Origin of the sequence: Streptomyces pyxinicus (genome assembly GCF_024753135.1) — a bacterium.
GTDB classification, from domain to species: Bacteria; Actinomycetota; Actinomycetes; order Streptomycetales; family Streptomycetaceae; genus Streptomyces; species Streptomyces pyxinicus.
Genome location: NZ_JANUGP010000009.1, coordinates 173,492 through 199,422, shown reverse-complemented (window position 1 = coordinate 199,422; position 25,931 = coordinate 173,492). Strand labels below are relative to the sequence as shown.

General features: G+C 71.9%; 24 protein-coding genes and 2 tRNA genes. 17 read left to right on the top strand and 9 right to left on the bottom strand.

From position 1 onward, the window contains the following. Positions 1-22 precede the first annotated feature (22 nt). The 13 genes from NX794_RS15085 to NX794_RS15025 all read left to right on the top strand — a co-directional run bounded on the left by NX794_RS15085 (position 23) and on the right by NX794_RS15025 (position 14,898). Entirely contained in the window at positions 23-1,324 is a 1,302-nt protein-coding gene (locus tag NX794_RS15085; RefSeq protein ID WP_258779034.1) for an extracellular solute-binding protein, read from the top strand. Positions 1,325-1,362: 38 nt separating this feature from the next. Then, on the top strand, positions 1,363-2,280 hold the full coding sequence (locus NX794_RS15080; protein WP_258779033.1) for a carbohydrate ABC transporter permease: 918 nt from the start codon (positions 1,363-1,365) through the stop codon (positions 2,278-2,280). Beyond that, on the top strand, positions 2,277-3,101 hold the full coding sequence (locus NX794_RS15075; protein ID WP_258779032.1) for a carbohydrate ABC transporter permease: 825 nt from the start codon (positions 2,277-2,279) through the stop codon (positions 3,099-3,101). The genes NX794_RS15080 and NX794_RS15075 overlap by 4 nt, the downstream gene beginning before the upstream one ends. Positions 3,102-3,103: 2 nt before the next feature. Beyond that, the gene (locus NX794_RS15070) at positions 3,104-4,723 is read left to right on the top strand and encodes a beta-N-acetylhexosaminidase (RefSeq protein WP_258779031.1); all 1,620 of its coding nucleotides are present in this window, start codon (positions 3,104-3,106) and stop codon (positions 4,721-4,723) included. A gap of 224 nt (positions 4,724-4,947) precedes the next feature. After that, positions 4,948-5,841 (top strand): FAD binding domain-containing protein, encoded by an 894-nt coding sequence (locus NX794_RS15065; protein ID WP_258779030.1) that lies wholly within the window; start codon positions 4,948-4,950, stop codon positions 5,839-5,841. Then, complete coding sequence (locus NX794_RS15060) at positions 5,838-7,679, top strand: 2Fe-2S iron-sulfur cluster-binding protein (RefSeq protein ID WP_258779029.1); 1,842 nt, start codon at positions 5,838-5,840, stop codon at positions 7,677-7,679. The genes NX794_RS15065 and NX794_RS15060 overlap by 4 nt, the downstream gene beginning before the upstream one ends. After that, positions 7,676-10,003: a xanthine dehydrogenase family protein molybdopterin-binding subunit gene (locus tag NX794_RS15055; RefSeq protein ID WP_258779028.1), complete on the top strand. Its 2,328-nt coding sequence runs from the start codon at positions 7,676-7,678 to the stop codon at positions 10,001-10,003. The genes NX794_RS15060 and NX794_RS15055 overlap by 4 nt, the downstream gene beginning before the upstream one ends. Then, complete coding sequence (locus NX794_RS15050; RefSeq protein WP_258779027.1) at positions 10,000-10,152, top strand: hypothetical protein; 153 nt, start codon at positions 10,000-10,002, stop codon at positions 10,150-10,152. Before NX794_RS15055 ends, NX794_RS15050 begins: the two co-directional genes overlap by 4 nt. A 115-nt stretch (positions 10,153-10,267) precedes the next feature. After that, a complete protein-coding gene (locus NX794_RS15045) occupies positions 10,268-11,392 on the top strand; it encodes an SUKH-4 family immunity protein (protein ID WP_258779026.1) in 1,125 nt (374 codons plus the stop codon). A 435-nt stretch (positions 11,393-11,827) separates the two neighbouring features. Then, positions 11,828-12,175 carry a hypothetical protein gene (locus NX794_RS15040; RefSeq protein ID WP_258779025.1) on the top strand — a complete coding sequence of 116 codons (348 nt, stop codon included), beginning with the start codon at positions 11,828-11,830 and terminating at the stop codon, positions 12,173-12,175. A 77-nt stretch (positions 12,176-12,252) separates the two neighbouring features. Then, complete coding sequence (locus NX794_RS15035) at positions 12,253-13,005, top strand: ATP-binding cassette domain-containing protein (RefSeq protein WP_258779024.1); 753 nt, start codon at positions 12,253-12,255, stop codon at positions 13,003-13,005. Further along, positions 13,005-14,267: an ABC transporter permease gene (locus NX794_RS15030; RefSeq protein WP_258779023.1), complete on the top strand. Its 1,263-nt coding sequence runs from the start codon at positions 13,005-13,007 to the stop codon at positions 14,265-14,267. Before NX794_RS15035 ends, NX794_RS15030 begins: the two co-directional genes overlap by 1 nt. After that, complete coding sequence (locus NX794_RS15025) at positions 14,260-14,898, top strand: hypothetical protein (RefSeq protein ID WP_258779022.1); 639 nt, start codon at positions 14,260-14,262, stop codon at positions 14,896-14,898. The genes NX794_RS15030 and NX794_RS15025 overlap by 8 nt, the downstream gene beginning before the upstream one ends. A 118-nt stretch (positions 14,899-15,016) precedes the next feature. Here NX794_RS15025 and NX794_RS15020 read toward each other — a convergent pair whose 3' ends face one another. From NX794_RS15020 to NX794_RS15010, 3 genes are all read right to left on the bottom strand, one after another. Continuing rightward, positions 15,017-15,370 carry a hypothetical protein gene (locus NX794_RS15020; RefSeq protein WP_258779021.1) on the bottom strand — a complete coding sequence of 118 codons (354 nt, stop codon included), beginning with the start codon at positions 15,368-15,370 and terminating at the stop codon, positions 15,017-15,019. Positions 15,371-15,609: 239 nt separating this feature from the next. Then, positions 15,610-15,684 (bottom strand) — tRNA-Cys (locus tag NX794_RS15015). A gap of 20 nt (positions 15,685-15,704) precedes the next feature. Next, positions 15,705-15,802, bottom strand: a tRNA-OTHER gene (locus NX794_RS15010). Positions 15,803-15,985: 183 nt separating this feature from the next. Here NX794_RS15010 and NX794_RS15005 point away from each other — a divergent pair. The 4 genes from NX794_RS15005 (at position 15,986) to NX794_RS14990 (ending at position 21,168) form a co-directional block, all read left to right on the top strand. Then, on the top strand, positions 15,986-17,425 hold the full coding sequence (locus NX794_RS15005) for an MFS transporter (RefSeq protein WP_258779020.1): 1,440 nt from the start codon (positions 15,986-15,988) through the stop codon (positions 17,423-17,425). A gap of 128 nt (positions 17,426-17,553) precedes the next feature. Beyond that, on the top strand, positions 17,554-19,353 hold the full coding sequence (locus tag NX794_RS15000; protein ID WP_258779019.1) for a DEAD/DEAH box helicase: 1,800 nt from the start codon (positions 17,554-17,556) through the stop codon (positions 19,351-19,353). A 306-nt stretch (positions 19,354-19,659) separates the two neighbouring features. Further along, the gene (locus NX794_RS14995; protein WP_258779018.1) at positions 19,660-20,301 is read left to right on the top strand and encodes an IclR family transcriptional regulator; all 642 of its coding nucleotides are present in this window, start codon (positions 19,660-19,662) and stop codon (positions 20,299-20,301) included. Between the two features lie 75 nt (positions 20,302-20,376). Further along, positions 20,377-21,168 (top strand): S16 family serine protease, encoded by a 792-nt coding sequence (locus NX794_RS14990; protein WP_258779017.1) that lies wholly within the window; start codon positions 20,377-20,379, stop codon positions 21,166-21,168. Here the strand turns inward: NX794_RS14990 and NX794_RS14985 are convergent. The 6 genes from NX794_RS14985 to NX794_RS14960 all read right to left on the bottom strand — a co-directional run bounded on the left by NX794_RS14985 (position 21,165) and on the right by NX794_RS14960 (position 25,926). Further along, a complete protein-coding gene (locus NX794_RS14985) occupies positions 21,165-21,344 on the bottom strand; it encodes a hypothetical protein (RefSeq protein ID WP_258779016.1) in 180 nt (59 codons plus the stop codon). The two genes, NX794_RS14990 and NX794_RS14985, sit on opposite strands and share 4 nt — an antisense overlap. A 29-nt stretch (positions 21,345-21,373) precedes the next feature. Next, on the bottom strand, positions 21,374-21,958 hold the full coding sequence (locus tag NX794_RS14980) for an ArsR/SmtB family transcription factor (RefSeq protein WP_258779015.1): 585 nt from the start codon (positions 21,956-21,958) through the stop codon (positions 21,374-21,376). Positions 21,959-22,063: 105 nt separating this feature from the next. Then, positions 22,064-23,023: a glycine betaine ABC transporter substrate-binding protein gene (locus tag NX794_RS14975; protein WP_258779014.1), complete on the bottom strand. Its 960-nt coding sequence runs from the start codon at positions 23,021-23,023 to the stop codon at positions 22,064-22,066. Next, entirely contained in the window at positions 23,020-24,051 is a 1,032-nt protein-coding gene (locus NX794_RS14970) for an ABC transporter permease (protein ID WP_258779013.1), read from the bottom strand. Before NX794_RS14970 ends, NX794_RS14975 begins: the two co-directional genes overlap by 4 nt. Then, positions 24,048-25,286 (bottom strand): betaine/proline/choline family ABC transporter ATP-binding protein, encoded by a 1,239-nt coding sequence (locus tag NX794_RS14965; protein WP_258779012.1) that lies wholly within the window; start codon positions 25,284-25,286, stop codon positions 24,048-24,050. The genes NX794_RS14970 and NX794_RS14965 overlap by 4 nt, the downstream gene beginning before the upstream one ends. Beyond that, the gene (locus NX794_RS14960) at positions 25,279-25,926 is read right to left on the bottom strand and encodes an ABC transporter permease (protein WP_258779011.1); all 648 of its coding nucleotides are present in this window, start codon (positions 25,924-25,926) and stop codon (positions 25,279-25,281) included. The genes NX794_RS14965 and NX794_RS14960 overlap by 8 nt, the downstream gene beginning before the upstream one ends. Positions 25,927-25,931: the final 5 nt, after the last annotated feature.

The window sequence follows — 25,931 nt, the reverse complement described above, 5'->3', positions numbered from 1 at the left end:
CGTACTCCGGAGGAACGCTCCCATGAAGCTGTCCGCCTCACGCGCCTCACTCGCCACCCTGCTCACCCTCGCCGTCGCGACCGCCTGCGCCCCCCAGTCCTCCTCCAACTCCGCCTCCGACCGGGACGACACGAGCGGCACCTTGCGGGTGTGGCTCTTCCAGGAGGTCGGCAACGAGCCGAAGAAGAAGGTCGTCGACTCGGTCGTCGCCGCCTTCGAGAAGACCCACCGGGACACCGAGGTCAAGGTCGAGTACATCCCGGTCGAGACCCGCGCCCAGCGCGTCAAGGCCGCCTTCAACGACCCGGCGTCCGCGCCGGACGTCATCGAGTACGGCAACACCGACACCGCCGGCTACGTCCACGACGGCGGCCTCCTCGACGTCACCAAGGAGTTCTCCGCCTGGCCCGAGGCCAAGAGCACCGACCCGACCGCCCGGCAGTCCGTCACCGTCGACGGCAAGGTCTACGGCGCCCCCTTCTACGTCGGCGTCCGCGCGCTGTACTACCGCACCGACGTCTTCAAGGACCTCGGCCTGAAACCACCGCGCTCGCTGGCCGAGCTGGCCACGACGGCCCGCGCGGTCCGCGCCGCCAGGCCGGACCTGTACGGCCTGGCCGTCGGCGGCGCCTACACCTACGGCGCCATGCCCTTCGTCTGGGCCGACGGCGGCGACCTCGCGGACGGCAGGAGCGGCTCGTACGCCGCCGCCATCGACAGCCCGGCCGCCCGCAAGGGCATCAAGGCCTACACGTCCCTGTTCACCGACGCCAACTGTCCCGCCGCCAAGTGCGCCGGCATGACGGGCAACGACACGGTGACCGCGTTCGCCGCGGGCAAGGCCGGCATGGCCATCGGCGGCGACTTCAGCCACGCGGCGGTGGAGGCCGGCAAGGTCAAGGGCAAGTACGCGGTCGTACCGCTGCCCGGCGTGGCCGACGGCTCCGTCGCCCCCGCGTTCGCCGGCGGCAACAACATCGGTGTCCTGAAGTCCACCCGGCACCGCACGCTCGCCGTCGACCTGATGGAGCGGCTGGCCGGCAAGAAGACGCAGTCCGCGCTGTTCGACGCGATGGGCTTCCTGCCGACCTTCACGGACGTGCGCACCCGGGCGGCCGAACGGGAGCCGTTCGTGAAGCCGTTCGTACGGACGCTGGCCGCCGGCACGAAGTTCGTACCCGCCTCGGCCGCGTGGTCGCAGATCGACTCCTCGCAGGTGCTGCCGACGATGTTCCAGGAGGTGGTGAGCGGCAAGAAGAGCGTGGACGCTGCCGCTGGGGATGCCGCCGCGAAGATGAACGCCGCGTTCGGGGACGCCGGGTGAACGCGCCCACCGGGGTGGGGGGTGCCTCTCGTGTGCGGGTGCGGGAGCGTCGGGGTTTCTCGCGCAGTTCCCCGCGCCCCTGGCGGCGCTCGGCCGGGCCTTGGCTTTATCTGGCGCCCGCGCTTGTCGTGCTCGGGGCGCTGCTCGTCTACCCCGTCTACCAGCTCGGGCTGATCTCGCTGTTCCGGTACACGCAGGCCCAGGTCAGTGGTGGGGAGCCGGCGGTCTTCCGGGGGTTCGGGAACTACGCGGACCTGTTCGCGGACGGGGAGTTCTGGCGGGTGCTGCTGGCCACCGTGGTGTTCGCCGCCGCCTGCGTGGGCTCCACGCTGGCCGTCGGCTGCGCGCTGGCCGTACTGCTCACGCGGATACGGGCCGTGCCGCGGCTGGCGCTGATGCTGGCCGCGCTCGGCGCCTGGGCGACTCCGGCGGTCACCGGGTCCACGGTCTGGCTGTTCCTGTTCGACCCCGACTTCGGCCCCGTCAACCGGGTGTTCGGCCTGGGCGACCACTCCTGGACGTACGGGCGCTACAGCGCCTTCCTGCTCGTCCTGCTCGAAGTGGTCTGGTGCTCCTTCCCGTTCGTGATGGTGACCGTCTACGCCGGCATCCGCGCCGTCCCCGCCGAGGTGCTGGAGGCCGCCGCGCTGGACGGCGCCTCGCACTGGCGGATCTGGCGCTCGGTGCTCGCGCCGATGCTCCGGCCGATCCTCACCGTCGTCACCATCCAGTCGGTCATCTGGGACTTCAAGGTGTTCACACAGATCTACGTCATGACGAACGGCGGCGGCATCGCCGGCCAGAACCTGGTGCTCAACGTGTACGCCTACCAGCAGGCGTTCGCCTCCTCGCGGTACGGCCTCGGCTCGGCGATCGGCGTGGTGATGCTGCTGCTCCTGCTCGCCGTGACCCTGGTCTACCTGCGGCTGCTGCGCCGGCAGGGGGAGGAGCTGTGAGGCGGCCCTGGCGGCTGCTCGCGGAGGGCACCGCGCTGCTGACCGCCCTCGTGGTGGCGTTCCCGCTGTACTGGATGGTGCTGAGCGCCTTCAAACCGGCCGGGGAGATCGCGTCCGACCGGCCCCGCCCGTGGACGCTCTCGCCGACCCTGGCGGCCTTCCGGCGGGTCTTCGGGCAGCAGGAGTTCGGGCGGTACTTCGTCAACAGCCTCGTGGTCGCGGGCAGTGTGGTGATCGCCTCGGCGCTCATCGCCTTCCTCGCCGCGACCGCCGTCACCCGGTTCCGGTTCCGCTTCCGGACCACGCTGCTCATCATGTTCCTGGTGGCCCAGATGGTGCCGGTGGAGGCGCTCACCATCCCGTTGTTCTTCCTGATGCGGGACTTCGGCCAGCTGAACACGCTGGGCTCGCTGATCCTGCCGCACATCGCGTTCTCGCTGCCCTTCGCGATCTGGATGCTGCGCGGGTTCGTGAAGGCGGTCCCGGAGGCGCTGGAGGAGGCCGCCTACCTCGACGGGGCGAGCCGGTCGCGCTTTCTCTGGCAGATCCTCTTCCCGCTCGTCCTGCCCGGCCTCGTGGCCACGAGCGTGTTCTCGTTCATCTCGGCCTGGAACGACTTCCTGTTCGCCAAGTCGTTCCTCATCAGCGACACCTCGCAGTCGACCCTGCCGATGGCGCTGCTGGTCTTCTACAAGCCGGACGATCCCGACTGGGGCGGCGTCATGGCCGCGTCCACCGTGATGACGGTTCCGGTGCTGGTCTTCTTCGTACTCGTACAGCGCCGCCTGGTCTCCGGACTGGGCGGGGCGGTTAAGGACTGACCATGGTGGATGTGATCCCGGCGCCGGTGGGCGTCGTACCGGACGCGGCGGGCGGGTCTGTCCCGCTGCCCGCCGACACGGCCCTCGTGGCCGGCCCCGGCACCGAGGGCGTCGCCCGCTGGCTGCGGGCCACGGTGGGCGCGGCGACCGGGCTGGCGCTGCCCGAGGACGCCGGCCGGCCGCACCGTATCGAGCTGGACATCGACCCCGAACTGCCCCCCGAGGGCTACCGGCTGGCCCTCGACGCCCACCCCCTGCGCATCCGGGGCGGCAGCGCGGCCGGTGTCTTCTGGGGCGCCCAGACCCTGCGCCAGCTCCTCGGGCCCGACGCGTTCCGCCGGGCGCCGGTACGGCCCGGCCGGGACTGGGAGCTGCCGGCCGTCACCGTCGAGGACGCGCCCCGGTTCCGCTGGCGCGGCCTGATGCTGGACGTGGCCCGGCACTTCATGCCCAAGGAGGGCGTGCTGCGCTACCTCGACCTGATGGCCGCGCACAAACTCAACGTCTTCCACTTCCACCTGACGGACGACCAGGGCTGGCGCGTCGAGATCAAGCGCTACCCGAGGCTCACCCAGACCGGTGCCTGGCGGGCCCGTACGAAACTCGGCCACCGCGCCTCACCGCTGTGGGACGAGAGGCCGCACGGCGGCTACTACACGCAGGACGACATCCGCGAGATCGTCGCCTACGCCGCCGAGCGGCACATCACCGTCGTCCCGGAGATCGACGTACCCGGCCACTCGCAGGCCGCCATCGCCGCCCACCCGGAACTCGGCAACACCGACGTCGTCGACACCGCCGCCCTGGACGTCTGGGACACCTGGGGGATCTCGGCCAACATCCTGGCACCCACCGACACCGTCCTGCGCTTCTACGAGGGCGTGTTCGAGGAGGTGCTGGAGCTGTTCCCGTCGGAGTTCGTGCACGTCGGCGGGGACGAGTGCCGCAAGGAGCAGTGGACCGAGTCGGTCACCGCCAAGACGCGCGTCGCGGATCTCGGGCTGCGCGACGAGGACGCACTCCAGTCCTGGTTCATCGGGCACTTCGACGCGTGGCTCACCGCGCGCGGGCGGCGTCTGATCGGCTGGGACGAGATCCTGGAGGGCGGTCTCGCCCCCGGCGCCGCCGTCTCCTCCTGGCGCGGCTACGGCGGGGGAGTCGCCGCCGCGCGGGCCGGCCACGACGTGGTCATGTGCCCCGAGCAGCACGTGTACCTGGACCACCGTCAGGCGCCGGGCGAGGACGAGCCGGTGCCGATCGGGTTCGTGCGCACCCTGGAGGACGTCTACCGGTTCGAACCCGTGCCGGACGGCCTCACCGAGGCGGAGGCCGCGCACGTCCTGGGCACCCAGGCGAACGTGTGGACCGAGGTCATGGAGGACACCGGGCGCGTCGACTACCAGGTCTTCCCCCGGCTCGCCGCCTTCGCCGAGGTCGCCTGGAGCCCGCTGCCCGCCCCGGCCGCACGGGACTTCGCCGGCTTCAGCCGCCGGATGACCGCCCACTACGGCCGCCTCGACGCGCTCGGCGTCGCCTACCGGCCGCCCACCGGGCCCCGGCCGTGGCAGCGGCGGCCCGGGGTGCTCGGCCGGCCGATCGAGGGGCCGCCCCCGAACAGGTAAGGGACGAAATCCCCTACTGCCACCGAAGAGTGGCAATCCGCGCGCATCGGTGAGGGTGTCCGAAAACGGACCATGTCCGCGATGAGGTGGGCGAATGCCTCCTAGCGGACCCCCGCGTCCGGGCCCCGCGAAGATGTGCCAGAGTTGCCACGTCCGCCCTGTGAGCACGTACCGTACGGCCACACAGGTGGGACCAGGTGGGGCAGCGGGAAGGGGCAGCCGGTTTGACCACGCACGCACCGCAGGCGGCGCAGGCCGTCACGCTGCCCACGACGCTGGACGAGGCGGTGGCGGCCCTCGCCGCCAGGCCGGCCGCCGTCCCGGTCGCGGGCGGCACCGACCTCATGGCCGCCGTCAACTCCGGACAGCTCAGGCCCGCCGCCCTGGTGGGCCTCGGCCGGATCAGCGAGATCCGCGGCTGGCAGTACCAGGACGGCCACGCGCTGCTCGGCGCCGGGCTCACCCACGCGCGCATGGGCCGCCCCGACTTCGCGGCCCTCATCCCGGCGCTCGCCGCCGCCGCGCGCGCGGCCGGCCCCCCGCACATCCGCAACGCCGGCACCCTCGGCGGCAACATCGCCTCCGCCGCCCCCACCGGGGACGCGCTGCCGGTCCTCGCCGCCCTGGAGGCGACGCTGGTCATCGCCGGGCCGGGCGGCGCCCGCCGCGAGATCCCGGTGTCCCATCTGCTGGCCGGCGTGGAGATGCTGAACGCGGGCGAACTCATCGGCTACGTGCGCGTGCCGCTGCTGCACGCCCCGCAGGTCTTCCTCAAGGCGACCGGCCGCACCGGACCCGGCCGCGCCCTCGCCTCCGTGGCCGTCGTCCTCGACCCGGCCCGGCGCGGGGTGCGCTGCGCGGTCGGTGCCATAGCGCCGATGCCGCTTCGGCCCCTGGAGGCCGAGCAGTGGGTCGCGCGGCTCATCGACTGGGACAACGACCGCGCGCTGGTCCCGGAGGCCCTCGGCGCCTTCGGCGAGTACGTCGCCGCGGCCTGCATCCCCGACCCGGCACCGGAACCCGACGGGTCGGTGGCCCCGCTTCCGCCCGCCGTACTGCACCTGCGGCGCACCGTCGCCGCCCTGGCCCGACGAGCACTGGGGAGGGCGCTGTCGTGACCGACGACCAGCACGGAGAGGGCACGCCCCAGGGCGGCGGCCGCTGGGACCCGCTGCCCAAGGGCGACTACGACGACGGCGCCACCGCCTTCGTCAAGCTCCCCGAGGGCGGCATCGACGCGCTGCTGTCCGGCGACAGCCCGCTCGCCGCGCCCGGTCACGGCTACGTGCCGCCGCAGATCACGGTCGCCCCCGGCGCCGACGACCCCGGCGCCTGGACCGGCGCCGCCGCGAGCGACCAGTGGCCCGACCCGAACACCCCGGGTACGGCCCCGGCCCCCGGCGCCGACGACCGGTTCACCTACCACCCGGGCGCCACCCAGCACTGGACCTACGAGGAGCCCCCGGCGCCGGCCGCCCCCGGGCACGACGTCACCGGGCAGTGGTCCATCCCCGTCGCCGGCGGTGAGCTGCCGGACGAATCGGGCGAGTTCACCACCTCCGCGCTGGTCGAGCAATGGGGCGGCGGCACCCCTCCGGCCACCCTGCCCGGCGGCGCGCCCGCCCCCTGGGCGACGACCACCCCGGACCCGGCCTGGGACGGACCAGCCGACCCGCACACCCCGGCCCACGGCACGCCGCTGCCCGTCCACACCGACGCGCATCCGGCGGGGCCGGCGGCGGGGTACGGGACGGAGGGGGCGTACCCGGAGGAGGCGTACGGCGCGGAGGAGGCGTACGGCGCGGAGGACTCGTACGGGCGGGAGGCCGACGGGCACGCGAAGTCCGCCGGCTCCGCGGAGGCGGGCCGGAGCGACACGCCGGACGGAGCCGCGCCCGCCGCCGTACCGGGCGAACACGCCGCGCCCGCCGCCGCGCACGAGACCGAGGCGGCCGTACGCCCGGACCCGGAGGACCATGGCGTCCCGGAGGACCACGGCGTCCCGGAGGCGCACGGCGGCACCGAGGTGCACGGCGTCCCGGAGGCGCATGGTGCCGGGGAGGTCGTTGAACGCCCCGCTGACGGCCCGGAGGACGGTGCCGGTCCCGCGGAACCGGCCGAGGTGCCGGAGGCCCCCACGGAGCCCGTCACGCCTGACGCGCCCGTCACGCCCGACGCGCAGGACGCACCCGCCGACCCCGCCGAGGCGGACGGCGACACGCCCGACAGCGCGCCCGAGGCAGCCGTCGCCCCGCACGACGACCACCCCCTCGCCTCCTACGTCCTGCGGGTCAACGGCACCGACCGGCCCGTCACCGACGCCTGGATCGGCGAGTCGCTGCTGTACGTGCTGCGCGAGCGGCTCGGTCTCGCGGGCGCCAAGGACGGCTGCTCGCAGGGCGAGTGCGGAGCCTGCAACGTCCAGGTCGACGGCCGACTCGTGGCGTCCTGCCTGGTCCCGGCGGTCACCGCGGCCGGCAGCGAGGTGCGCACCGTCGAGGGCCTCGCCGCCGACGGACAGCCCTCCGACGTGCAGCGCGCCCTCGCCCGGTGCGGCGCGGTGCAGTGCGGCTTCTGCGTGCCGGGCATGGCGATGACCGTGCACGACCTGCTGGAGGGCAACCCGGCGCCGACCGAGCTGGAGACCCGGCAGGCCCTGTGCGGCAACCTGTGCCGGTGCTCGGGCTACCGGGGCGTCCTGGACGCCGTCAAGGAGGTCGTCGCCGAACGCGAGTCCGCGCACACCGGCGCCGACGCCGAAGCGGACGAGCCGCGCATCCCGCACCAGGCGGCCCCCGGCTCCGGCGGCGTCCACCCGTCGGCGTTCGAGACACCCGGCGCCTACGAGGACCCGACCGCCCCCTACGGCGCCGCACCCGACCCCTACGGGACCCCCGGCCTGCCCGAACAGGGCCCGCACGACCCGCACTTCGGCCAGGACGGAGGCCAGGCGTGAGCAACGAGGCCGGCACCACGACGTCCGCGACCACCGCGGCCTCCGCGGCGGAACCCACCCCCGCCGCCGAGCCGCCGCCGCACGGCCTCGGCGCCTCCCTGCCGCACGCCGACGCCCGCGCCAAGACCGAGGGCACCTTCCCGTACGCCGCCGACCTGTGGGCCGAGGGCCTGCTCTGGGCGGCCGTCCTGCGCTCCCCGCACGCGCACGCGCGCATCGTCTCCATCGACACCACCCACGCGCGCGAGATGCCCGGCGTCCGGGCCGTCGTCACCCACGAGGACGTCCCCGGCAGTCCCCGCCACGGCCGCGGCGTCCCCGACCGTCCGGTCTTCGCCTCCGAGGTCGTACGGCACCACGGCGAGCCCATCGCGGCCGTCGCCGCCGACCACCCCGACACCGCGCGGCTGGCCGCCGCCGCCGTCATCGTCGAGTACGAGATCCTCGACCCGGTCACCGACCCCGAGCAGGCCTTCGAGGCCGAGCCCCTGCACCCCGACGGCAACCTGATCCGGCACATCCCGCTGCACCACGGCGACCCGGAGGCGGTCGGCGAGGTCGTGGTCGAGGGGCTGTACCGCATCGGCCGTCAGGACCCGGCACCCATCGGCGCCGAGGCCGGTCTCGCCGTACCCCGCCCGGACGGCGGCGTGGAGCTGTACCTGGCCTCCACCGACCCGCACGCCGACCGCAACGCCGCCGCGGCCTGCTACGGCCTGTCCCCGGACCGGGTGAAGATCGTGGTCACCGGGGTGCCGGGGGCCACCGCCGACCGCGAGGACCAGGGCTTCCAGCTGCCGCTCGGCCTGCTCGCGCTGACGACCGGCTGCCCGGTCAAACTGACCGCCACGCGCGAGGAGTCCTTCCTCGGCCACGCCCACCGCCACCCCACCCTGCTGCGCTACCGCCACCACGCCGACGCCGAGGGCCGGCTCGTCAAGGTCGAGGCGCAGATCCTGCTCGACGCGGGCGCCTACGCCGACACCTCCGCCGACGCGCTGGCCGCCGCCGTCTCCTTCGCGTGCGGGCCGTACGTCGTCCCGAACGCCTTCATCGAGGGCTGGGCCGTCCGCACCAACAACCCGCCCTCCGGGCACGTGCGCGGCGAGGGCGCCATGCAGGTCTGTGCCGCCTACGAGGCCCAGATGGACAAGCTGGCCAGGAAACTCGGCGAGGACCCGGCCGAGCTGCGGCTGCGCAACGTCCTCGCCACCGGTGACGTGCTGCCCATCGGCCAGACGGTGACCTGCCCCGCCCCGGTCGCCGAACTCCTCCAGGCGGTACGGGACTTCCCCCTCCCGGAGCTGCCCAAGGACACCCCCGAGGAGGACTGGCTGCTGCCCGGCGGCCCCGAGGGCGCGGGCGAGCCGGGCGCGGTCCGCCGGGGCGTCGGCTACGGCCTGGGCATGGTGCACATGCTCGGCGCGGAGGGCGCCGACGAGGTGTCCACCGCCACCGTCAAGGTCCACGACGGCGTCGCGACCGTACTGTGCGCGGCCGTCGAGACCGGGCAGGGCTTCACCACCCTGGCCCGGCAGATCGTCCAGGAGACCCTGGGCATCGACGAGGTCCACGTCGCCCCCGTCGACACCGACCAGCCGCCGGCCGGCGCCGGCTGCCGGGGCCGGCACACCTGGGTGTCGGGCGGTGCCGTGGAGCGCGCGGCCAAGATGGTCCGGCACCAGCTCCTCCAGCCGCTGGCACACAAGTTCGGCATGTCCACCGAGCTGCTCCAGATCACCGACGGCAAGATCACCTCGTACGACGGCGTCCTGTCGACCACCGTCGCGGAGACGCTGGAGGGCAAGGAGCTGTGGGCCACCGCGCAGTGCCGCCCGCACCCCACCGAGCCGCTGGACGGCGCCGGGCAGGGTGACGCCTTCGTGGGGCTGGCCTTCTGCGCGATCCGCGCGGTGGTGGACGTCGACATCGAGCTGGGCTCGGTCCGGGTGGTCGAGCTGGCGGTCGCCCAGGACGTCGGCCGGGTGCTGAACCCCGTACAGCTCACGGCCCGGATCGAGGCGGGCGTCACCCAGGGCGTCGGCATCGCCCTCACCGAGAACCTGCGCACTCCGCGCGGCCTGGTCCGCCACCCCGACCTGACCGGCTACGCGCTGCCGACCGCCCTGGACGCCCCGGACATCCGGATCGTCAGACTGGTCGAGGAACGGGATGTGGTGGCCCCCTTCGGCGCCAAGTCCGTCAGCGCGGTCCCGGTCGTCACGGCCCCCGCGGCGATCGCCTCCGCCGTCCGCGCCGCCACCGGCCGCCCGGTCAACCGCCTCCCGATCCGCCCCCAGGCGGCGGTGGTGACCGACCGATGACCGAGCGCCCGAGCGACGACCCTTTTTCCCAGACCCCCTCCGAGGCTCGCTACGAACCGGCCCCGAGCCTCGGCAAGTTCGCCCTCTGGATCGCCCTGTTCCTGGTGGCGGCCCTGGCCGTCGTGCTGGGCGGCATCTACTTCACGTAACCCCGCGTTCCCGCTCCCGAGGGCCGTTGTCAGTGGGGCGGCGTACTGTGCGAAGCGGTGGGACTCCACGGAGTTCCCGCCCGCCCACGACGCACGGAAGGACCGCGGGGGAGCGATGAGCACGACCGACGCAGCAGCCGCGGCGATCACGCTGACGGAGGCGGAGCTGGACCGCCACGTCACGCACGCGCCGACCCGGGGCCTGCTCACGGGCCCGGGCCTGCCCGCCCGCACCGACCTGCTGACCTTCTCCCCGCTGCGCACCCACGGCCTGCGCACCCTGGCCGACGCGGCAGGCGGCCCGCTCCGGGTGGCCGAGGAGTTGCGCGGCCGTCTGGTGATAGGCGAACTCATGGCGCCCGCCGGCCTGGAGCGGGCGTCGATCCTGCTGGACGGGACCACGGGCGAACTGACCACGGCCCACCTCCTCGCCCCCTCCCGCATACGCCCCTTCGCCCCCTCCCTCGCCACACTGCTGCGCTTCGCCGCCGTCACCGAGGAGATGGCGGGCCTACGCGGCCGATTCGCGGAACTGTCCGGGCAGTACGGCCCCGCCACGGCAGCCGAGGCCTCCCGCCGCCTCCTCGACCTCTTCGCCCGGGACACGGACGGCAGGGTCCCGCCGTACTGGAAGGCCGCGGCCCTGATCCGCCCCCTCGCCCTGACCGCCGGCCCCGGCACGGCGTCCGGCCTCACCCTGGACCTCCCCGCCCGGGTCCTGGACCAGGAGTTCGGCCACGGCCGCGTCTCCCGCTTCGAGGAGGTCGACTTCCCGCCCACGCTCACCCACGAGCCGACCCGCCGCTTCCTGACCGAGACGGGCCTGCCGGAGGAGGCGGTCCTCTTACACACCGACACGGACGCCCCGCTGCCGACCCTGCGCGAGTACTACGCGGACCACCACGCCGCCGACCTCCCGCCCCACTGCGACCACCTGATCCACCTGGGCCACCTCCCGGAGGCCAACACCCTGGTGCTCGACGGCAGAACCGGCACGGTCCTCACCTACAGCGAGCCGGACGCCTCCCTCCACCCCCTCAACACCGACGTCTCCACCCTGGCCTTCACCCTCTGGCTCCTCCACCACCAGCGCACCATCGACGCCCACCTGAACCACGAACTCACCACCCAGGCCTACGACGACCTGATCGCCGCCCTGCTCCACACCCTGGAATCCGTCGACCCGACGGCCACCTACTGGACGGAACTCTTCCAGGACGAGACGGGCGGAGCCTTCTAGGCCCGGACCGTCACCGGAGTTGCGGAACGACAGTCGGCGTGGACCAGGCGGGCGACCGGGGCTGGGAGATCGCCCCTGGCCAGGGGCTCGACAGCAGCCCTGAACAACAGCCCTGAGGAAGATGGCCTGCAAACCCCTTGACGGGCGGCGGAGTTACTGAAGGAGCATCGGGACCAGGCCATCTTCCAGGCGATACCTGACCATGCATGCCCAGCCGAGCCCGTGCGCCTGACTAGGCAACCGGGGCAAAATGCCACCTTTCGTACGGTGCTTGGCAAGATCCAAACTTGAGTATGATCATGCCAACGGGCGAAAGGCGTTTGAATCAAGCCATCGCATCCGAATGCGACGACGGGGCAGCATGGTTGGGGCCGCAGCGGGGCAACGCTGCGGCCCCACCCCCGTCATCGTTCTGCACATCAGGAGGAGACAGTGATGACGGAGCACACTCAGCCCACAAGACGGGCACGAAACACCATAGCGCGCGTCGCCGCGCTCACGGGCGCGGCCCTCGCGGCCGTCACCCTGGCGGCGCCGTCCGCGATGGCGAGCGGCACGAGTGCCAAGCTCAACGGCTGCTACTCGACTTGGGGAAGCACCGGATCGGTGGGCCACTGCGTCAAGGTGACCCATGCCGGCCAGTACAAGAACCGCGGCGTGTGCACTTTCGGTAATGAGGACTCGATCTGGACGGTCTTCGAGTACGGGGAGTCGGACTCGAAGTGGGGCGGAGTCGAGTGCACGTTCGACATCAAGAAGTCCTACATCATGTTCACGGCCTGAGGTACCTCGGCAGTTGGAGGTGACGTGATCGGGTGCCGCCCCCGGTGACACCCGATCACGTGTGTGAAAGGAACAACGTGGAACCGATCGCTTCGCTGTCGGGAATCGCTCAGGGATACGGCCGTCACCAGGTGATCACCGGACTCGACTGGAACCTGGGTGTGGGAGTCTACGGACTTCTGGGTCCCAACGGCGCGGGAAAGACGACACTTCTCCGCACTCTTGCCACGGTCGCGCCTCCCCAGGAGGGGACCCTGGAAATCTGCGGCAACAGGGTGCATTCAGAGCGGTCGGCGAGGGCGGCTCGCCCGATGGTCGGCTATCTGCCCCAGGAATTCGGATACTACCCATCCTTTTCCGTCTACGATTTCGTCAGATACAGCGCATGGCTGCGTGGGGTTCCTGACGGTGAGGCTCACAGCGCGGCGAGTCGGGCAATCGCTTCCGTCCTTCTCGACGATCGAGCGCAGGACAAGATGAAGTCCCTCTCCGGCGGTATGCTGCGCCGTGCGGGAATTGCCGCGGCAATCGTCGGCTCACCCAGGCTTCTGCTCCTGGACGAGCCGACCGTCGGCCTGGATCCCGCGCAACGCTTGCAGTTCCGCGAGCTGATCAGATCGCTGACGGGTTCGGCGATCGTTCTGAGCACCCATCTCGTCGAAGACGTGGCCGCTGTCTGCGACCAGGTCGTCGTCATGCAGTCCGGAAGGTTTCTCTTCCGTGGAACGCCCGATGATCTCGCGGGCAACACCCGGTCGGGAGTCGCGGGCGACAGCCCGTTGGAGCGCGGTTACATGGCGTCCTTGTCCGGGCAGGGGGAGGCCTTCTAATGCGGATACTCGTGATGGAGTTGCGACGCTCTCCCCTGCGATGGTGGTTCCCCGTCCTCGTCGCCCTGGACATGGCGGTTCTTTTTGGACGGGCTCAGTGGTGGATCGGCGTCTGGCCGCAAGCCAGCGCGGCGGCCCAGGTACCCGCCTTCTACCTCGGCCCTTTCCTCGCGGCCTACGCTGCCTGGGCCTCCGGCCGGATCCATCGACTCGGCTTCGAGGACCAGCACATCGCGGGTACCAGGCCGAGATGGCAGGTCGAGGGAACGCACATCGCGGCAGTCGCCGTCTACGGCGGCGCTGCCTATGCCGTGGGCGCCGCGGTTGCCGCGGCAGTCAGTTATCACGACGCCGGCCCCGGTTTCCTCTGGCCCGGCTACCTGCTGCTGGGAGGTGCGCTCATCGTCGTGTGCATCGCCCTCGGCCACCTCGCCGGGCGCTGGTTCCCGTCCGCTTTCGCCACTCCGGTCATCTCCGGTCTCGCCTGCTTCCTGGTGGTGACCATGAACGGCGGCCCGTCGAAGGCCGGTCTGTTCGTGCTCTCCGGCGCCCCTGACGTAGAAGTGTCCCCTGGGCGACTTGCCGTTCGATGGGGTCTGGCACTCTCCGCGGTGGCCGTCGCCGTCCTCACGCCACGAACGCTGCCTGGATACATCGGCGCACGTGGAACGCTGATCGCCAGGCTCCCGGCCATCGGCACCTCGGTGCTGGCCCTCGCCTGTCTGGCAGGCGTGCTCACGGCAGGACCCGTGCAGACAGCGCGGGCGGAGCCAGGTTCTCCGACGTGTACCCGTACCGAGCCGAAGATCTGCGTATGGCCCGAAGAGCGGAAGTATCTGCCGCGACTTGAGGCCATGGCGGCACGCGTGTCCGCACTGCCTGCCGTCATCACATCCCCCTCCGAGTTCCACGAACAGGGCCTGCGGGGCGGTAAGGGGCAGGACATCGACTTCTCGATCTTCGAGGGGTCCATGTGGGAGGTGGCCGACAGCATGTCCATCGCGGTCTCGCGGGCGTCCACCCCGCCCTTCTGCCAAGCGTCGGACAGCGGCGCCGAGGACCGGAGGATGATGGCGTACTTCGAGTTGGACTCATGGCTCGCAGCCCGGATTTCAGGCGCCGGACAGCCCTCCGACATCCACGGAGGACCTCCCGGCGTCGACCAGAAGGCCATCGCGAGGCTGATCAAGCGGCCGGAGCCGGCGCAGGAGAACTGGGCGAAGAAGCGGATCAAGGTGATCAAGGACACGCCCTGTGACTGATCTCCGAGAATCCTGGATCCGCTACCTGCGGGCCCATCGCTTCCGCGGGGTCGTCGTGGGCTGGGCCGTAGTGATCGCGTGTGATGTGGCATTCGGCTCCGCCCGCCTCGTTTTCCCCTTCAGCAGCGGCGGATCCTCCGAGACCCCTCTGCGGCACGAGATCCCCCTGGCTCTGGCCGTCATCGCCGTAGGCGGCCTCGGCAGTGCCATGGACTCTCTTGAGGAGGCGGCGGCACAGGGTTTCAGGCGAGTCGAGATCTCCTACCCCGTCGCAGCCGTCTCCGGATCGGCGGTGCTGCTCGTCGCCGCGGAGGCGCTCGTCAGCTCCGCGAACACCCTTCTGCTGCTTCTGAGGGGCTTGCTCATCTGGGCCGGTCTCGCCTTGCTGTCCGGGCGGGCATGGGGATGGAGATTTTCCTGGATCCTTCCCCTCGTCACCCTCTTCCCCTTGACGTACTGGCAGACCGACGGCCAAGGACGCCTCAGGTGGTGGGACTGGACGGATCAGCCCGGCCACTCGATTCCCTGCTGGAGCCTCGCCATGGCCAGTCTGCTTGTGGGCGGGGCCGCAATGGCACTGACTCCGTGGCGCCTCAACCGGGTGCGGCGCGCGTTTTCGCGAGGCAGGTAGCGACCGGGCAATTGCTGCCGAAGCACGCGACCCCTCATTCTCGCCGCGTGCGTGAGAGCGACGCACTGTGGGGCGCCCCGACCCGGGACGCCCCACAGTGCTGATCTCGCTTCGTCTCTTACGAGTCGACCTTGAAGTTGATCCAAGACCTGTTGGCGGAGAAAGTGCACTCCGCATAGCCCCACGTGGGCTTGGCGTTGCCCTTGTGGAACAGGTACCAGATCGACGCGTCCGACGAGAGGCTGCAGTCGACATAATTCTGGAAGTCGCCGGTACGCGTCACCGACTGGCAGTGTCCATTGGACCCGGTATTGCCCCAGGTCGAGTAACAGCCGTACGTCGTGGGGCTCGTGCCGCTGGCCAGCGCGGCCGGGGCCGTGACGGTGACGGCTGCCGCGGCCAGACCCGCGATCGCGAACGCTCGCGCCATCGACTTTCGTGCTCGCGGCTCGGATTGAGTGAGCTCCGCCATATGTATTTCTCCTGATGTGCGGACCGGCGGCGGGAGGGGATGGCGACGTTGCCCCACCGCAACCCCAACCGTGAGTGCGCTACCGGTGGTTGATTGAAAGCAGAGCGGTGAAACGCTCGTGCCGACGATCATGATCGCATCGGGAATTCCATTGCGCAACGAGCATGCTGCGAAGCAGACGCGTGACCGGGCCGCCCCGGCTCCGGCCAACGATGAGCGACGGGCCAGGGGCGAGCTTTTGGAGGCCGTGGCGGGAATCGAACCCACGTAACTCGCTTTGCAGGCGAGTCCCTAAACCACTCGGGCACACGGCCGTGTTCGGTTGTCGTGCTGTCGGCCGTGGTGGGGATCGGACCCACGTGACTCCCCGCGAGCGGAGCTCGCTGATGGATGCAGCGCAGGCGAGTCCCTGAACCACTCGGGCACACGGCCAAGGTGAGGTGCTGTCCTAGAACGTAGGGGGCGGGGGAGGAGGGTTCAAGAGGGCCTCCGGGGGTGCAACGCGACTGCCACACCGCGTTCATGGAAGGGGACCGGGGCGTACGACCAAGGTCCGAGGGCGGGCCCGGCTTTCGACAGGGGTCAATGTCGGTGACGGGCCTTACGCTGGCGAGCATGAGTGCCCTCGAATCCCGTGACGCCGCTGTCCTGGACCAAGCCGCCGAGGTGGACGGCGGTGTGCTGGGGCGGTCGTACCGGGCGCTCAGTGTCGGGATCGTGTCCGTCGTGCTGCTGATCGCGTTCGAGGCCACCGCCGTGGGGACGGCGATGCCGGTCGCGGCGCGGGAGCTGGACGGCGTGGCGCTGTACGCGTTCGCGTTCTCCGGGTACTTCACCACCAGCCTGTTCGGGATGGTGCTGGCCGGGCAGTGGGCCGACCGGAAGGGGCCGCTCGGGGCGCTGACCGCCGGGATCGGGGCGTTCGCGGCGGGGCTGGTGGTCGCCGGGACCGCCCAGGTGATGTGGGTGTTCATTCTCGGGCGGGCCGTGCAGGGGCTCGGCGGCGGGCTCGTGATCGTCGCCTTGTACGTCGTCGTGGGGAGGGCCTATCCCGAGCGGTTGCGGGCCGCCATCATGGCCGCCTTCGCCGCCGGGTGGGTGGTCCCGTCCATCGTCGGTCCGCTGGCCTCCGGCGCCGTCACCGAACACCTGGGCTGGCGCTGGGTCTTCCTCGGTATTCCGGCCCTCGTCGTCCTCCCGCTCGCCCTCGCCCTGCCGCAGATACGCCGGCGCGCGTCCGGGCCGGTGGACGCCGAGGCGGGTGCCGCGTCCTTCGACCGGCGGCGCCTGCGGCTCGCGCTCGGCATCTCGCTGGGCGCCGGGCTCCTCCAGTACGCCGCCCAGGACCTGCGGCCCCTCTCCCTGCTCCCCGGCCTCGCCGGCGCCGCACTGCTGGTGCCCGCCGTCCTGGGCCTCCTGCCGCGCGGCACCTACCGCGCCGTCCGGGGCCTGCCCTCCGTCGTGCTGCTGCGCGGCCTGTCCGCCGGGTCCTTCATCGCCGCCGAGTCCTTCGTGCCGCTGATGCTGGTCACCCAGCGCGGGCTGTCCCCGACCCTCGCCGGGTTCTCGCTGGCGGCCGGCGGTGTCACCTGGGCGCTGGGCTCCTGGGTGCAGTCCCGGCCGCGCGTGACGCCGTACCGGGAACGCCTGATGACGGTCGGGATGGTGCTGGTCGCCGCCGCGATCGTGACCGCGCCGAGTGTGCTGCTGCACTCCGTGCCGGTCTGGATCGTCGCCGTGGCGTGGGGCTTCGGCTGCCTCGGGATGGGCCTGGTGATCTCCTCCACCAGCGTGCTGCTGCTGCGGCTCTCCGCCCCCGGCGAGGCCGGCACCAATTCCGCCGCGCTCCAGATCTCCGACGCCCTCGCCAACGTCGTCCTGCTCGCGGGCACCGGCGCCGCCTTCGCGGCGCTGGGCGGCGGCAGCACGGCCGTCGGCACCGCCGCGAGCACCGCCGACGGCAACCATCCCGCCGCCTTCGCCGCCGTGTTCCTGCCGATGGCCGCGGTGGCGCTGGTGGGCGCCTGGGTGACCCGGCGGGTGCGGGAGCGCTGAGCGGTTCGCTGTGACGTGGGTCCCACCCACCGGTGACCCGGCCTCGTCCGGGCACGGGCGGGTGGGCGGCGCCGGTAGGGTGGCCCGGTTGTCATACGTAGCCGCCCGACCTGATGTACCCGGAGACCGTGACTACCACCGCCGCTTCCTCCACGCACTCTCACCACCTTTCCCCCGCCTTCCCGGGCCGCGCGCCCTGGGGCACCGCCAGCAAACTGCGGGCCTGGCAGCAGGGGGCGATGGAGAAGTACATCCAGGAGCAGCCGCGTGACTTCCTCGCCGTCGCGACCCCCGGCGCCGGCAAGACGACCTTCGCCCTGACGCTCGCCTCCTGGCTGCTGCACCACCACGTCGTGCAGCAGGTGACCGTGGTCGCGCCGACCGAGCACCTGAAGAAGCAGTGGGCCGAGGCGGCCGCGCGGATAGGGATCAAGCTCGACCCCGAGTACAGCGCGGGACCGCTCGGCCGGGAGTACGACGGCGTCGCCGTGACGTACGCCGGTGTCGGGGTGCGCCCGATGCTGCACCGCAACCGGGTCGAGCAGCGCAAGACCCTGGTGATCCTGGACGAGATCCACCACGCCGGCGACTCCAAGTCCTGGGGCGAGGCATGCCTGGAGGCGTTCGAACCGGCGACCCGGCGGCTCGCGCTCACCGGTACGCCGTTCCGCTCCGACACCAACCCCATCCCGTTCGTGGCGTACGAGGAGGGCAACGACGGCATCCGCCGCTCCGCCGCCGACTACACGTACGGCTACGGCAGCGCGCTCTCCGACCACGTCGTGCGGCCGGTCATCTTCCTCTCGTACAGCGGCAACATGCGCTGGCGCACCAAGGCGGGCGACGAGATCGCCGCGCGGCTCGGCGAGCCGATGACCAAGGACGCGGTCAGCCAGGCCTGGCGTACGGCGCTCGATCCGCGCGGCGAGTGGATGCCGAGCGTGCTGCGCGCAGCCGACCAGCGGCTGACCGAGGTCCGCAAGGCGATCCCGGACGCGGGCGCCCTCGTCATCGCCTCCGACCAGGACTCCGCGCGCGCCTACGCCAAGCTGATCCGCGAGATCACCGGCAGCAAGGCCACGCTGGTGCTGTCCGACGACACCGGTGCCTCGCAGCGGATCGACGACTTCAGCGCGAGCGACGACCGGTGGATGGTCGCCGTCCGCATGGTGTCCGAGGGCGTCGACGTCCCCCGGCTCGCGGTGGGCGTGTACGCGACGACGATCTCGACGCCGCTGTTCTTCGCGCAGGCCGTCGGCCGCTTCGTGCGGTCCCGGCGGCGCGGCGAGACCGCGTCGGTGTTCCTGCCGACCGTGCCGGACCTGCTGACCTTCGCCAACGAGATGGAGGTCGAGCGGGACCACGTCCTCGACAAGCCGAAGAAGGAGGGCGAGGAGGACCCGTACGCCGAATCCGAGAAGGAGATGGAGGAGGCGAACAGGGAGCAGGACGAGGACACCGGCGAGCAGGACATGCTGCCCTTCGAGGCGCTGGAGTCCGACGCCGTCTTCGACCGGGTCCTCTACGACGGCGCCGAGTTCGGCATGCAGGCCCACCCCGGCAGCGAGGAGGAGCAGGACTACCTCGGCATCCCGGGGCTGCTGGAGCCGGACCAGGTGGAGATGCTGCTGCAGAAGCGGCAGGCCCGGCAGATCGCGCACAGCCGGAAGAAGCCGGACACCGAGGCGGACCTGCTGGAGCTGCCCGCCGAGCGGCGGCCGGTGGTCACGCACAAGGAACTGATGGAGCTGCGCAAGCAGCTCAACACCCTGGTCGGCGCGTACGTGCACCAGAGCGGCAAGCCGCACGGCGTGATCCACACGGAGCTGCGGCGGGTGTGTGGCGGACCGCCGAGCGCGGAGGCCACGGCGGGGCAGCTACGGCAGCGCATCGACAAGGTCCGGGAGTGGGCCACCCGGATGCGGTGACCCTCCGGTCCCGCATGTCGGCCGGTTCCCGCCTGTGCGTATCCGGACGAATGCAGCCAGGCCGGATTCACCCTTGCCCGGATTCTGGACGAAGACTTCCGCTCAGCGAACCCCCTTCGCTACTGTCCCGCTACGTACACGCCCCGTGGCAGCGCCGCCGCGGAGCGCAGCCGTGAAGCGACTCGGCCCGGTGGACAGCCGGGCCGTCCTGCCGATCGGCGGCCTCTGAAGCGCGTCGCCGACGGGACTCGGCGGCACATCCGCCGGTCAGGGGCCGTCGGCCTCACCACCGAAGGAGTGGGCGTCGTGACCGCGGAGACCTCTCAGACGCTCGACCGGGGACTGCGCGTCCTCAAGCTGCTGGCCGACACCGATCACGGGCTGACCGTCACGGAGCTGTCCACCAAGCTGGGCGTCAACCGCACCGTGGTGTACCGGCTGCTCGCCACCCTGGAACAGCACGCCCTGGTACGGCGGGACCTGGGCGGCCGGGCCCGGGTGGGCCTCGGGGTGCTGCGGCTCGGCCGCCAGGTGCACCCGCTGGTCCGGGAGGCCGCGCTGCCCGCGCTGCGGTCGCTGGCCGAGGACATAGGGGCGACCGCGCACCTGACGCTGGTGGACGGGACGGAGGCGCTGGCCGTCGCCGTGGTCGAGCCGACCTGGACGGACTACCACGTCGCCTACCGGGCCGGATTCCGCCACCCGCTGGACCGAGGCGCCGCCGGCCGGGCCATCCTCGCGGCCCGGCAGTCCCCGTCGGGCGACCCCGGCTGCGTCCTCACCCACGGCGAACTGGAGGCCGGTGCGAGCGGCGCCGCCGCCCCGCTGGTCGGGGTGACGGGGGTGGAGGGCAGCGTCGGTGTGGTCATGCTCTCGGACGCGGTGCCGGAACGGGTGGGCCGGCGGGTGGTGGAGGCGGCCAGGGAAGTGGCGGAGGCCCTGCGCTGACCCCGGCCCCCGCGAGGGCGCTGACCGAGCTCTCCTCAAGGCGTCACGGAGAGGGACGTCACGTAGATTGACCTCGTGCTCTCACGTCTCACACGCCTCCAGGCCGTAGCCGTCTGCGCCGCGCCCGTCGTGGCCCTGATCGCCACGGCCGTGTTCGCGCCGCTGCCGTTCTCCGTCGCGCAGCCCGGCATGACGGCGAACGTGCTCGGCGAGAACAAGGGCACCCCGGTGATCACGGTCTCCGGCGCGGCGACCCGGAAGACCGGCGGCCAGTTGCGGATGACGACGATCGAGGCGACCGGACCGGACGCCCGGGTATCGCTGGGCGACGTGTTCGGCAACTGGTTCCGCACCGACCGGGCCGTCATGCCCCGCGACGCGGTGTATCCCAGCGGCGACAGCGTCAAGGAGATCGAGAAGCACAACGAGGCCCAGATGCGGGACTCCCAGGACACCGCCACCCGGGCGGCGCTGTCCTACCTGCGGCTGAGCCCGGACAAGGTCGACGTCACGCTGAAGCTCGCCGACGTCGGCGGCCCCAGCGCGGGCCTGCTGTTCACGCTGGGGATCATCGACAAGCTGGACGGCGACGGCAGCGGCGGCGACCTGACCGGTGGCCGCACCATCGCCGGCACCGGCACCATCGACGCCGCCGGCAAGGTCGGCGCGGTCGGCGGGGTGGCCCTGAAGACGCAGGCCGCCCGCCGGGACGGCGCCACCGTCTTCCTGGTCCCGCGGGCCGAGTGCGCCGACGCCACGTCGGAGCTGCCCAAGGGCCTGCGCCTGGTGCCGGTGACCACACTCACCGGTGCGGTCGACTCCCTGGTGGCCCTGGAGAAGGGCAAGGGCTCGGTGCCGAGCTGCTAGACGGCCGCCGGGGCCGGCCCGGTCGTCGCCAGCCGCAGGCCCAGGCCGACCAGGGTCCAGCCGACCCGGGCGCGCAGCTGGACCGGCGGACGCGCCTCGGCCGCCAGCCGGTGGGCGTCGGCCTCGGCGCGCAGTTCGGCGAGGCGGAGCCGGGAGAGCTGGATCTCGGTGTACATGGCGTGCCCTTTCCGTCCGGGTGGTCAGCTCAGGTCGTCTCGATGGGGAACAGGTGCGTGTGGATCCGCACTTGCTCCGCTGCGGGGGTGTCCGCGTCGGGGACGCGGTCCCGGTAGTCCTCGATCAGGGCGTGCATCCTGGCGACGAGTTCGGTGGCCAGCTCGGGTGTGAGCCGGAACGTCGCGTCGCTCATGTCGGTGGCGCCCGTCCACTCCCTCGACCAGTGGTCCCGGGTCGCGATCCAGGTGGAGAGTTCGCGGGCGTGGGCCCCGGCGATCTCGTGCAGGAAGACGTCGGCCATCCCGCGGACCTCGGGACCCGCGCCGTCGAACTCGGTGCTGTCGAAGACCAGGCCCTCGTTCGCCGCCCGCCACCAGCGCTCCCGGCCCTTGCCGTGCTCGGGGGCGTCCTCGACGAAGCCGTGCGCGGCGAGCTGGCGCAGGTGGTAGCTGGTGGCGCCGCTGGACTCGCCCAGGCGCTCGGCCAGCATCGACGCCGTGGCCGGTCCGCGCTGCCGCAGCGCGGTGAGCAGCTGCATCCGCAGCGGGTGGGCGAGTCCCCGCAGCGCGCGCGCGTCGAGCCGGCGCTTTCCCCGTTCGTCGTGCTCTGTCATGCGTACAAAGGTAGCGTTGCAAAGCCTCCTTTGCAACGTCTCTTTTGCATCTGGTTCTTTGCAACTCGTCGGCGGCCCGCTCGCTGGGCCGCTCCGGGGGCGCCCCTACTTCACGAACCCCTCCTGCCGCATCCAGTCCAGTGCCACCTGGTGCGGGTCCTCCCCGTCCACGTCCACCTTGGCGTTGAGGGTCCGCGCCACCGTGTTGTCCAGTTTCCGGGTCACCGGTTCGATGACGGCCGCGATGGCCGGCCAGCGCTTGAGCACCTTGCTGTTGACGACCGGAGTGGCGTTGTAGTGGGGGAAGAACCTCTTGTCGTCGGCCATCACCACCAGGCGCATCGACTTGATGCGGCCGTCGGTGGTGAACACCTCCCCGTAGGTGCAACTGCCCTTCGCCACCTGGGTGTAGATGATCCCGGTGTCCATCTGCGTGACGTTCTTCGCGGGCACGCTCATGCCGTACGCCTTCTCCATGCCCGGCAGCCCGTCCGCCCGGTTGGCGAACTCGCCCTCCACGCACAGGGTGACGGCGCCCGGATCCTTCTTGGACAGCGCGGCGACCTGGGAGAGGGTCTTCGTGCCGTACTTCGCGTAGTTGGCCTGGTTCATGGCGAGGGCGTAGGTGTTGTCGAGGCGGGACGGCGGCAGCCAGGTCAGGCCGTTCCCCGCGTCCGCGTCCCGGACGGCCGCCCACTGCTTCTCCGGGTCGGCGATCGGCTCGTTGTGGCCGAGGTAAGTGATCCAGCCGGTGCCGGTGTACTCGAACTGGGCGTCCGCATCGCCCTTGCGGACCGCCTCCCGGGAGCCGATCGAGCCCTGGATGCCGGTGCGGTCCAGCACGTCCGCGCCGGCCGCCTGGAAGGCGATGCCCATGATCGCGCCGAGCACCAGTTGCTCGGTGAACTCCTTGGAGGTGACCGTGAGATGGGCGCCCTTGAGGGGCAGGCCCGCGCCGACCGTGCCCGGCCGCACGTCGTCGGTCATGGGGGAGCCGCTCTTCAGACCGCAGCCGGCCAGTACGAGGAGCAGCACGGCCGGCAGCGGGGTCGTACGGCGTCTCATGCGCCCGCCTCCAGTCCGCGCGGCCGGAGCAGGACCTCCGCCAGCGAGGCCAGCCAGTCCACCAGCAGGGCGAGGGCGACGGTGAGCACCGAGCCGAGGACGAGGACCGGCATGCGCTGGGTGGTGATGCCCGTGGTGATCAGCGTGCCCAGACCGCCGCCCCCGCCGAAGGTGGCGAGGGTCGCCGTGCCCACGTTGAGGACCAGGGCGGTACGCACCCCCGCGAGGATCAGCGGGACGGCCAGCGGGAGTTCGACGCGGGTGAGGACGCCCAGCGGGGACATGCCGATGCCGCGGGCCGCCTCCAGCAGCCGCGGGTCGTTGGCCTTCAGGCCCGCGATGGTGTTGGCGAGGACGGGCAGGACGGCGTAGACGATGATGCCGATCAGGGCCGCCCTCGTCCCGGTGCCGAGCCAGATCACCAGCAGGGCGAGCAGCCCGATCGCCGGGGTGGCCTGGCCCATGTTGGCGATGGTCAGGGCCGGCGGGGTGGCCCGGCGGAAGGCCGGGCGGGTCAGCGCGATGCCCAGCGGGATCGCGATGATCAGGACGAAGAACGTCGAGACCGCCGTCAGCTTCACGTGCTGCCACAGCGCCTTGGAGACCTGGCCGCCGGACAGCGCGTTCGTGGAGATCGTGTCCAGGTCCGCCTGCCGGAACCACAGCCAGGTCGCCAGCAGGACGCAGACCAGGCACGCGGGCAGGACCGTCAGCCGCTGCCAGGTCAGCCGGCGCGCGGGCGGGCGCTGCCGGGGCGGCGGCGCCTCCTGCCCTGCCTCGCCCTCGTCACGGAAGGCGAGGTCCCCGGCGTCGCCGTCATCGGGAAAGGGGAGGCCCCCGGCGTCGCCCTCGTCGTGAAAGCGGAGACTCCGGGTCCCGTGCTCGCCCTCTTCGTGGAGGGGGAGGCTCCGGGTCCCGTGCTCGCCCTCTTCGTGGAAGGGGAGGCCCCGGGTCCCGTGCTCGCCCTCGTCGCGGGAGGCCGGCCCCCGCGCCTCGTGCCCGCCCTCGGGCCGCCGGGGGCCGCTCACGCCTTCTCCTCCCCGCCGTGGCCCTCCTGCTCGACGTGCGTCTGCTGGGCGCGCGCCTCCACCAGCTCGGCCTGTGCCTCCATCGCCTCAAGACGGTCGGCCTCCAGCAGTTCGTGCACGGAGTTGATCAGCGTCTCCATGTCCACGACCCCGGTGTACTCCCCGCGCCGCCCGGTGACCGCCACCCGCCCCGCGTTGTCGGTGAGCACCGCCTCCAGGGCGTCCCGCAGGGTCGCGTCCCGGGTCACCGTGTCGTGCACCAGCGTGCCCGCGCGGGCCAGCGAACCCCGGGCCCGCATCAGGTCGCCGCGCCGCAGCCACTTGTAGGGGCGCCCGCGCCTGTCCAGCAGCAGGATCTCGTTGGTGCCGCTGCCCCGCAGGAACCCGAAGATCTGCTGGAGCGGGGTGTCCACGGTCACCGTCGGGTAGTCCCGCACCTCCACGTCCCGCACCCGGGTCAGGTTCAGCCGCTTCAGGGCCGCGCCGGCGCCGACGAACCCGGAGACGAAGTCGTCGGCCGGGTTGGTGAGGATCGCCTCCGGGGTGTCGAACTGGGCGATGTGCGAGCGCTCGCGCAGCACCGCGATCCGGTCGCCCAGCTTGATCGCCTCGTCGAAGTCGTGGGTGACGAACACGATCGTCTTGTGCAGCTCGCGCTGGAGCCGGATCAGCTCGTCCTGGAGGTGGTCGCGGGTGATCGGGTCGACCGCGCCGAACGGCTCGTCCATCAGCAGCACCGGGGGATCGGCGGCCAGCGCCCGCGCCACGCCGACGCGCTGCTGCTGGCCGCCGGAGAGCTGGCGCGGGTAGCGGCCGTGGAAGTCGCCGGGGTCGAGGCCCACCAGGTCGAGCATCTCCTCGACGCGGTCGCGGACGCGGGGCTTGGACCAGCCGGTCATCCGGGGCACCAGCGCGATGTTCTGGGCCACGGTCAGATGCGGGAACAGGCCCGAGGACTGGATGGCGTACCCGATCTTGCGGCGCAGCCGGACCGGGTCGATGCGGGTGACGTCCTCGCCGTCGATGCGGATCCGGCCGCCGGTCGGCTCGATCAGCCGGTTGATCATCTTCAGGGTGGTGGACTTCCCGCAGCCCGACGGACCGACGAAGATCACCGTCTCGCCGGCCCTGATCTCCATGCTGACGTTGTCCACGGCCGGCTCCGGATGGCCCGGGTAGCGCTTGGTCAGGTTCTCCAGCTCGATGGTCGCCCCGGCGACGGATGACTCACGCACGGATCCCCCTGGGAATCGTCAGCCGGCCCAGCAGCACGTACCCGGCGTCGAACAGCAGCGCGAGGATGACGATCCCGAGGGTGCCGGCGAGCACCTGGTTGAGGGCGTTCTTGCTGCCCAGCGAGGCGAGGCCGCGGAAGATCTCGTTGCCGAGGCCGGGGCCCGAGGCGTAGGCGGCGACGGCCGCGATGCCCATCAGCATCTGCGTGGCCACCCGGATGCCGGTCAGGATCGGCGGCCAGGCCAGCGGCAGCTCCACCCGCAGCAGCCGGGCCGGCCGGGACATGCCGATGCCGCGCGCCGCGTCCACCAGGTCGGGGTCCACCCCGCGCAGGCCCACGATGGCGTTGCGCACGATCGGCAGCAGCCCGTACAGGGTCAGCGCGATCACCGTAGGTGCCACCCCGAGTCCCACGACCGGGATGAGCAGGCCGATCAGGGCCAGCGAGGGCACGGTGAGGATGGTGGAGGTGGTGAGCGTGGCGAGGTGGCCGGCCCACTCGGTGCGGTAGGTGACGACCCCGACGAGCACCCCGATCAAGGTGGCCAGCACCATGCACTGGAACACCGCGCTGGCGTGCTGGAAGGCGTCCGCGAGCAACTGCTGGTGCCGGCTGCCCAGGTACTCCCAGAAGTTCACCGGTG

What these genes read in the sequence shown, in the direction of transcription:
- NX794_RS15085 (WP_258779034.1), top strand. Translation starts at nt 23, where the DNA reads ATGAAGCTGTCCGCCTCACGCGCCTCACTCGCCACCCTGCTCACCCTC.
- NX794_RS15070 (WP_258779031.1), top strand. Translation starts at nt 3,104, where the DNA reads ATGGTGGATGTGATCCCGGCGCCGGTGGGCGTCGTACCGGACGCGGCG.
- NX794_RS15050 (WP_258779027.1), top strand. Translation starts at nt 10,000, where the DNA reads ATGACCGAGCGCCCGAGCGACGACCCTTTTTCCCAGACCCCCTCCGAG.
- NX794_RS15045 (WP_258779026.1), top strand. Translation starts at nt 10,268, where the DNA reads ATGAGCACGACCGACGCAGCAGCCGCGGCGATCACGCTGACGGAGGCG.
- NX794_RS15040 (WP_258779025.1), top strand. Translation starts at nt 11,828, where the DNA reads ATGACGGAGCACACTCAGCCCACAAGACGGGCACGAAACACCATAGCG.
- NX794_RS15030 (WP_258779023.1), top strand. Translation starts at nt 13,005, where the DNA reads ATGCGGATACTCGTGATGGAGTTGCGACGCTCTCCCCTGCGATGGTGG.
- NX794_RS15020 (WP_258779021.1), bottom strand. Translation starts at nt 15,370, where the DNA reads ATGGCGGAGCTCACTCAATCCGAGCCGCGAGCACGAAAGTCGATGGCG.
- NX794_RS15005 (WP_258779020.1), top strand. Translation starts at nt 15,986, where the DNA reads ATGAGTGCCCTCGAATCCCGTGACGCCGCTGTCCTGGACCAAGCCGCC.
- NX794_RS14985 (WP_258779016.1), bottom strand. Translation starts at nt 21,344, where the DNA reads ATGTACACCGAGATCCAGCTCTCCCGGCTCCGCCTCGCCGAACTGCGC.
- NX794_RS14980 (WP_258779015.1), bottom strand. Translation starts at nt 21,958, where the DNA reads ATGACAGAGCACGACGAACGGGGAAAGCGCCGGCTCGACGCGCGCGCG.
- NX794_RS14975 (WP_258779014.1), bottom strand. Translation starts at nt 23,023, where the DNA reads ATGAGACGCCGTACGACCCCGCTGCCGGCCGTGCTGCTCCTCGTACTG.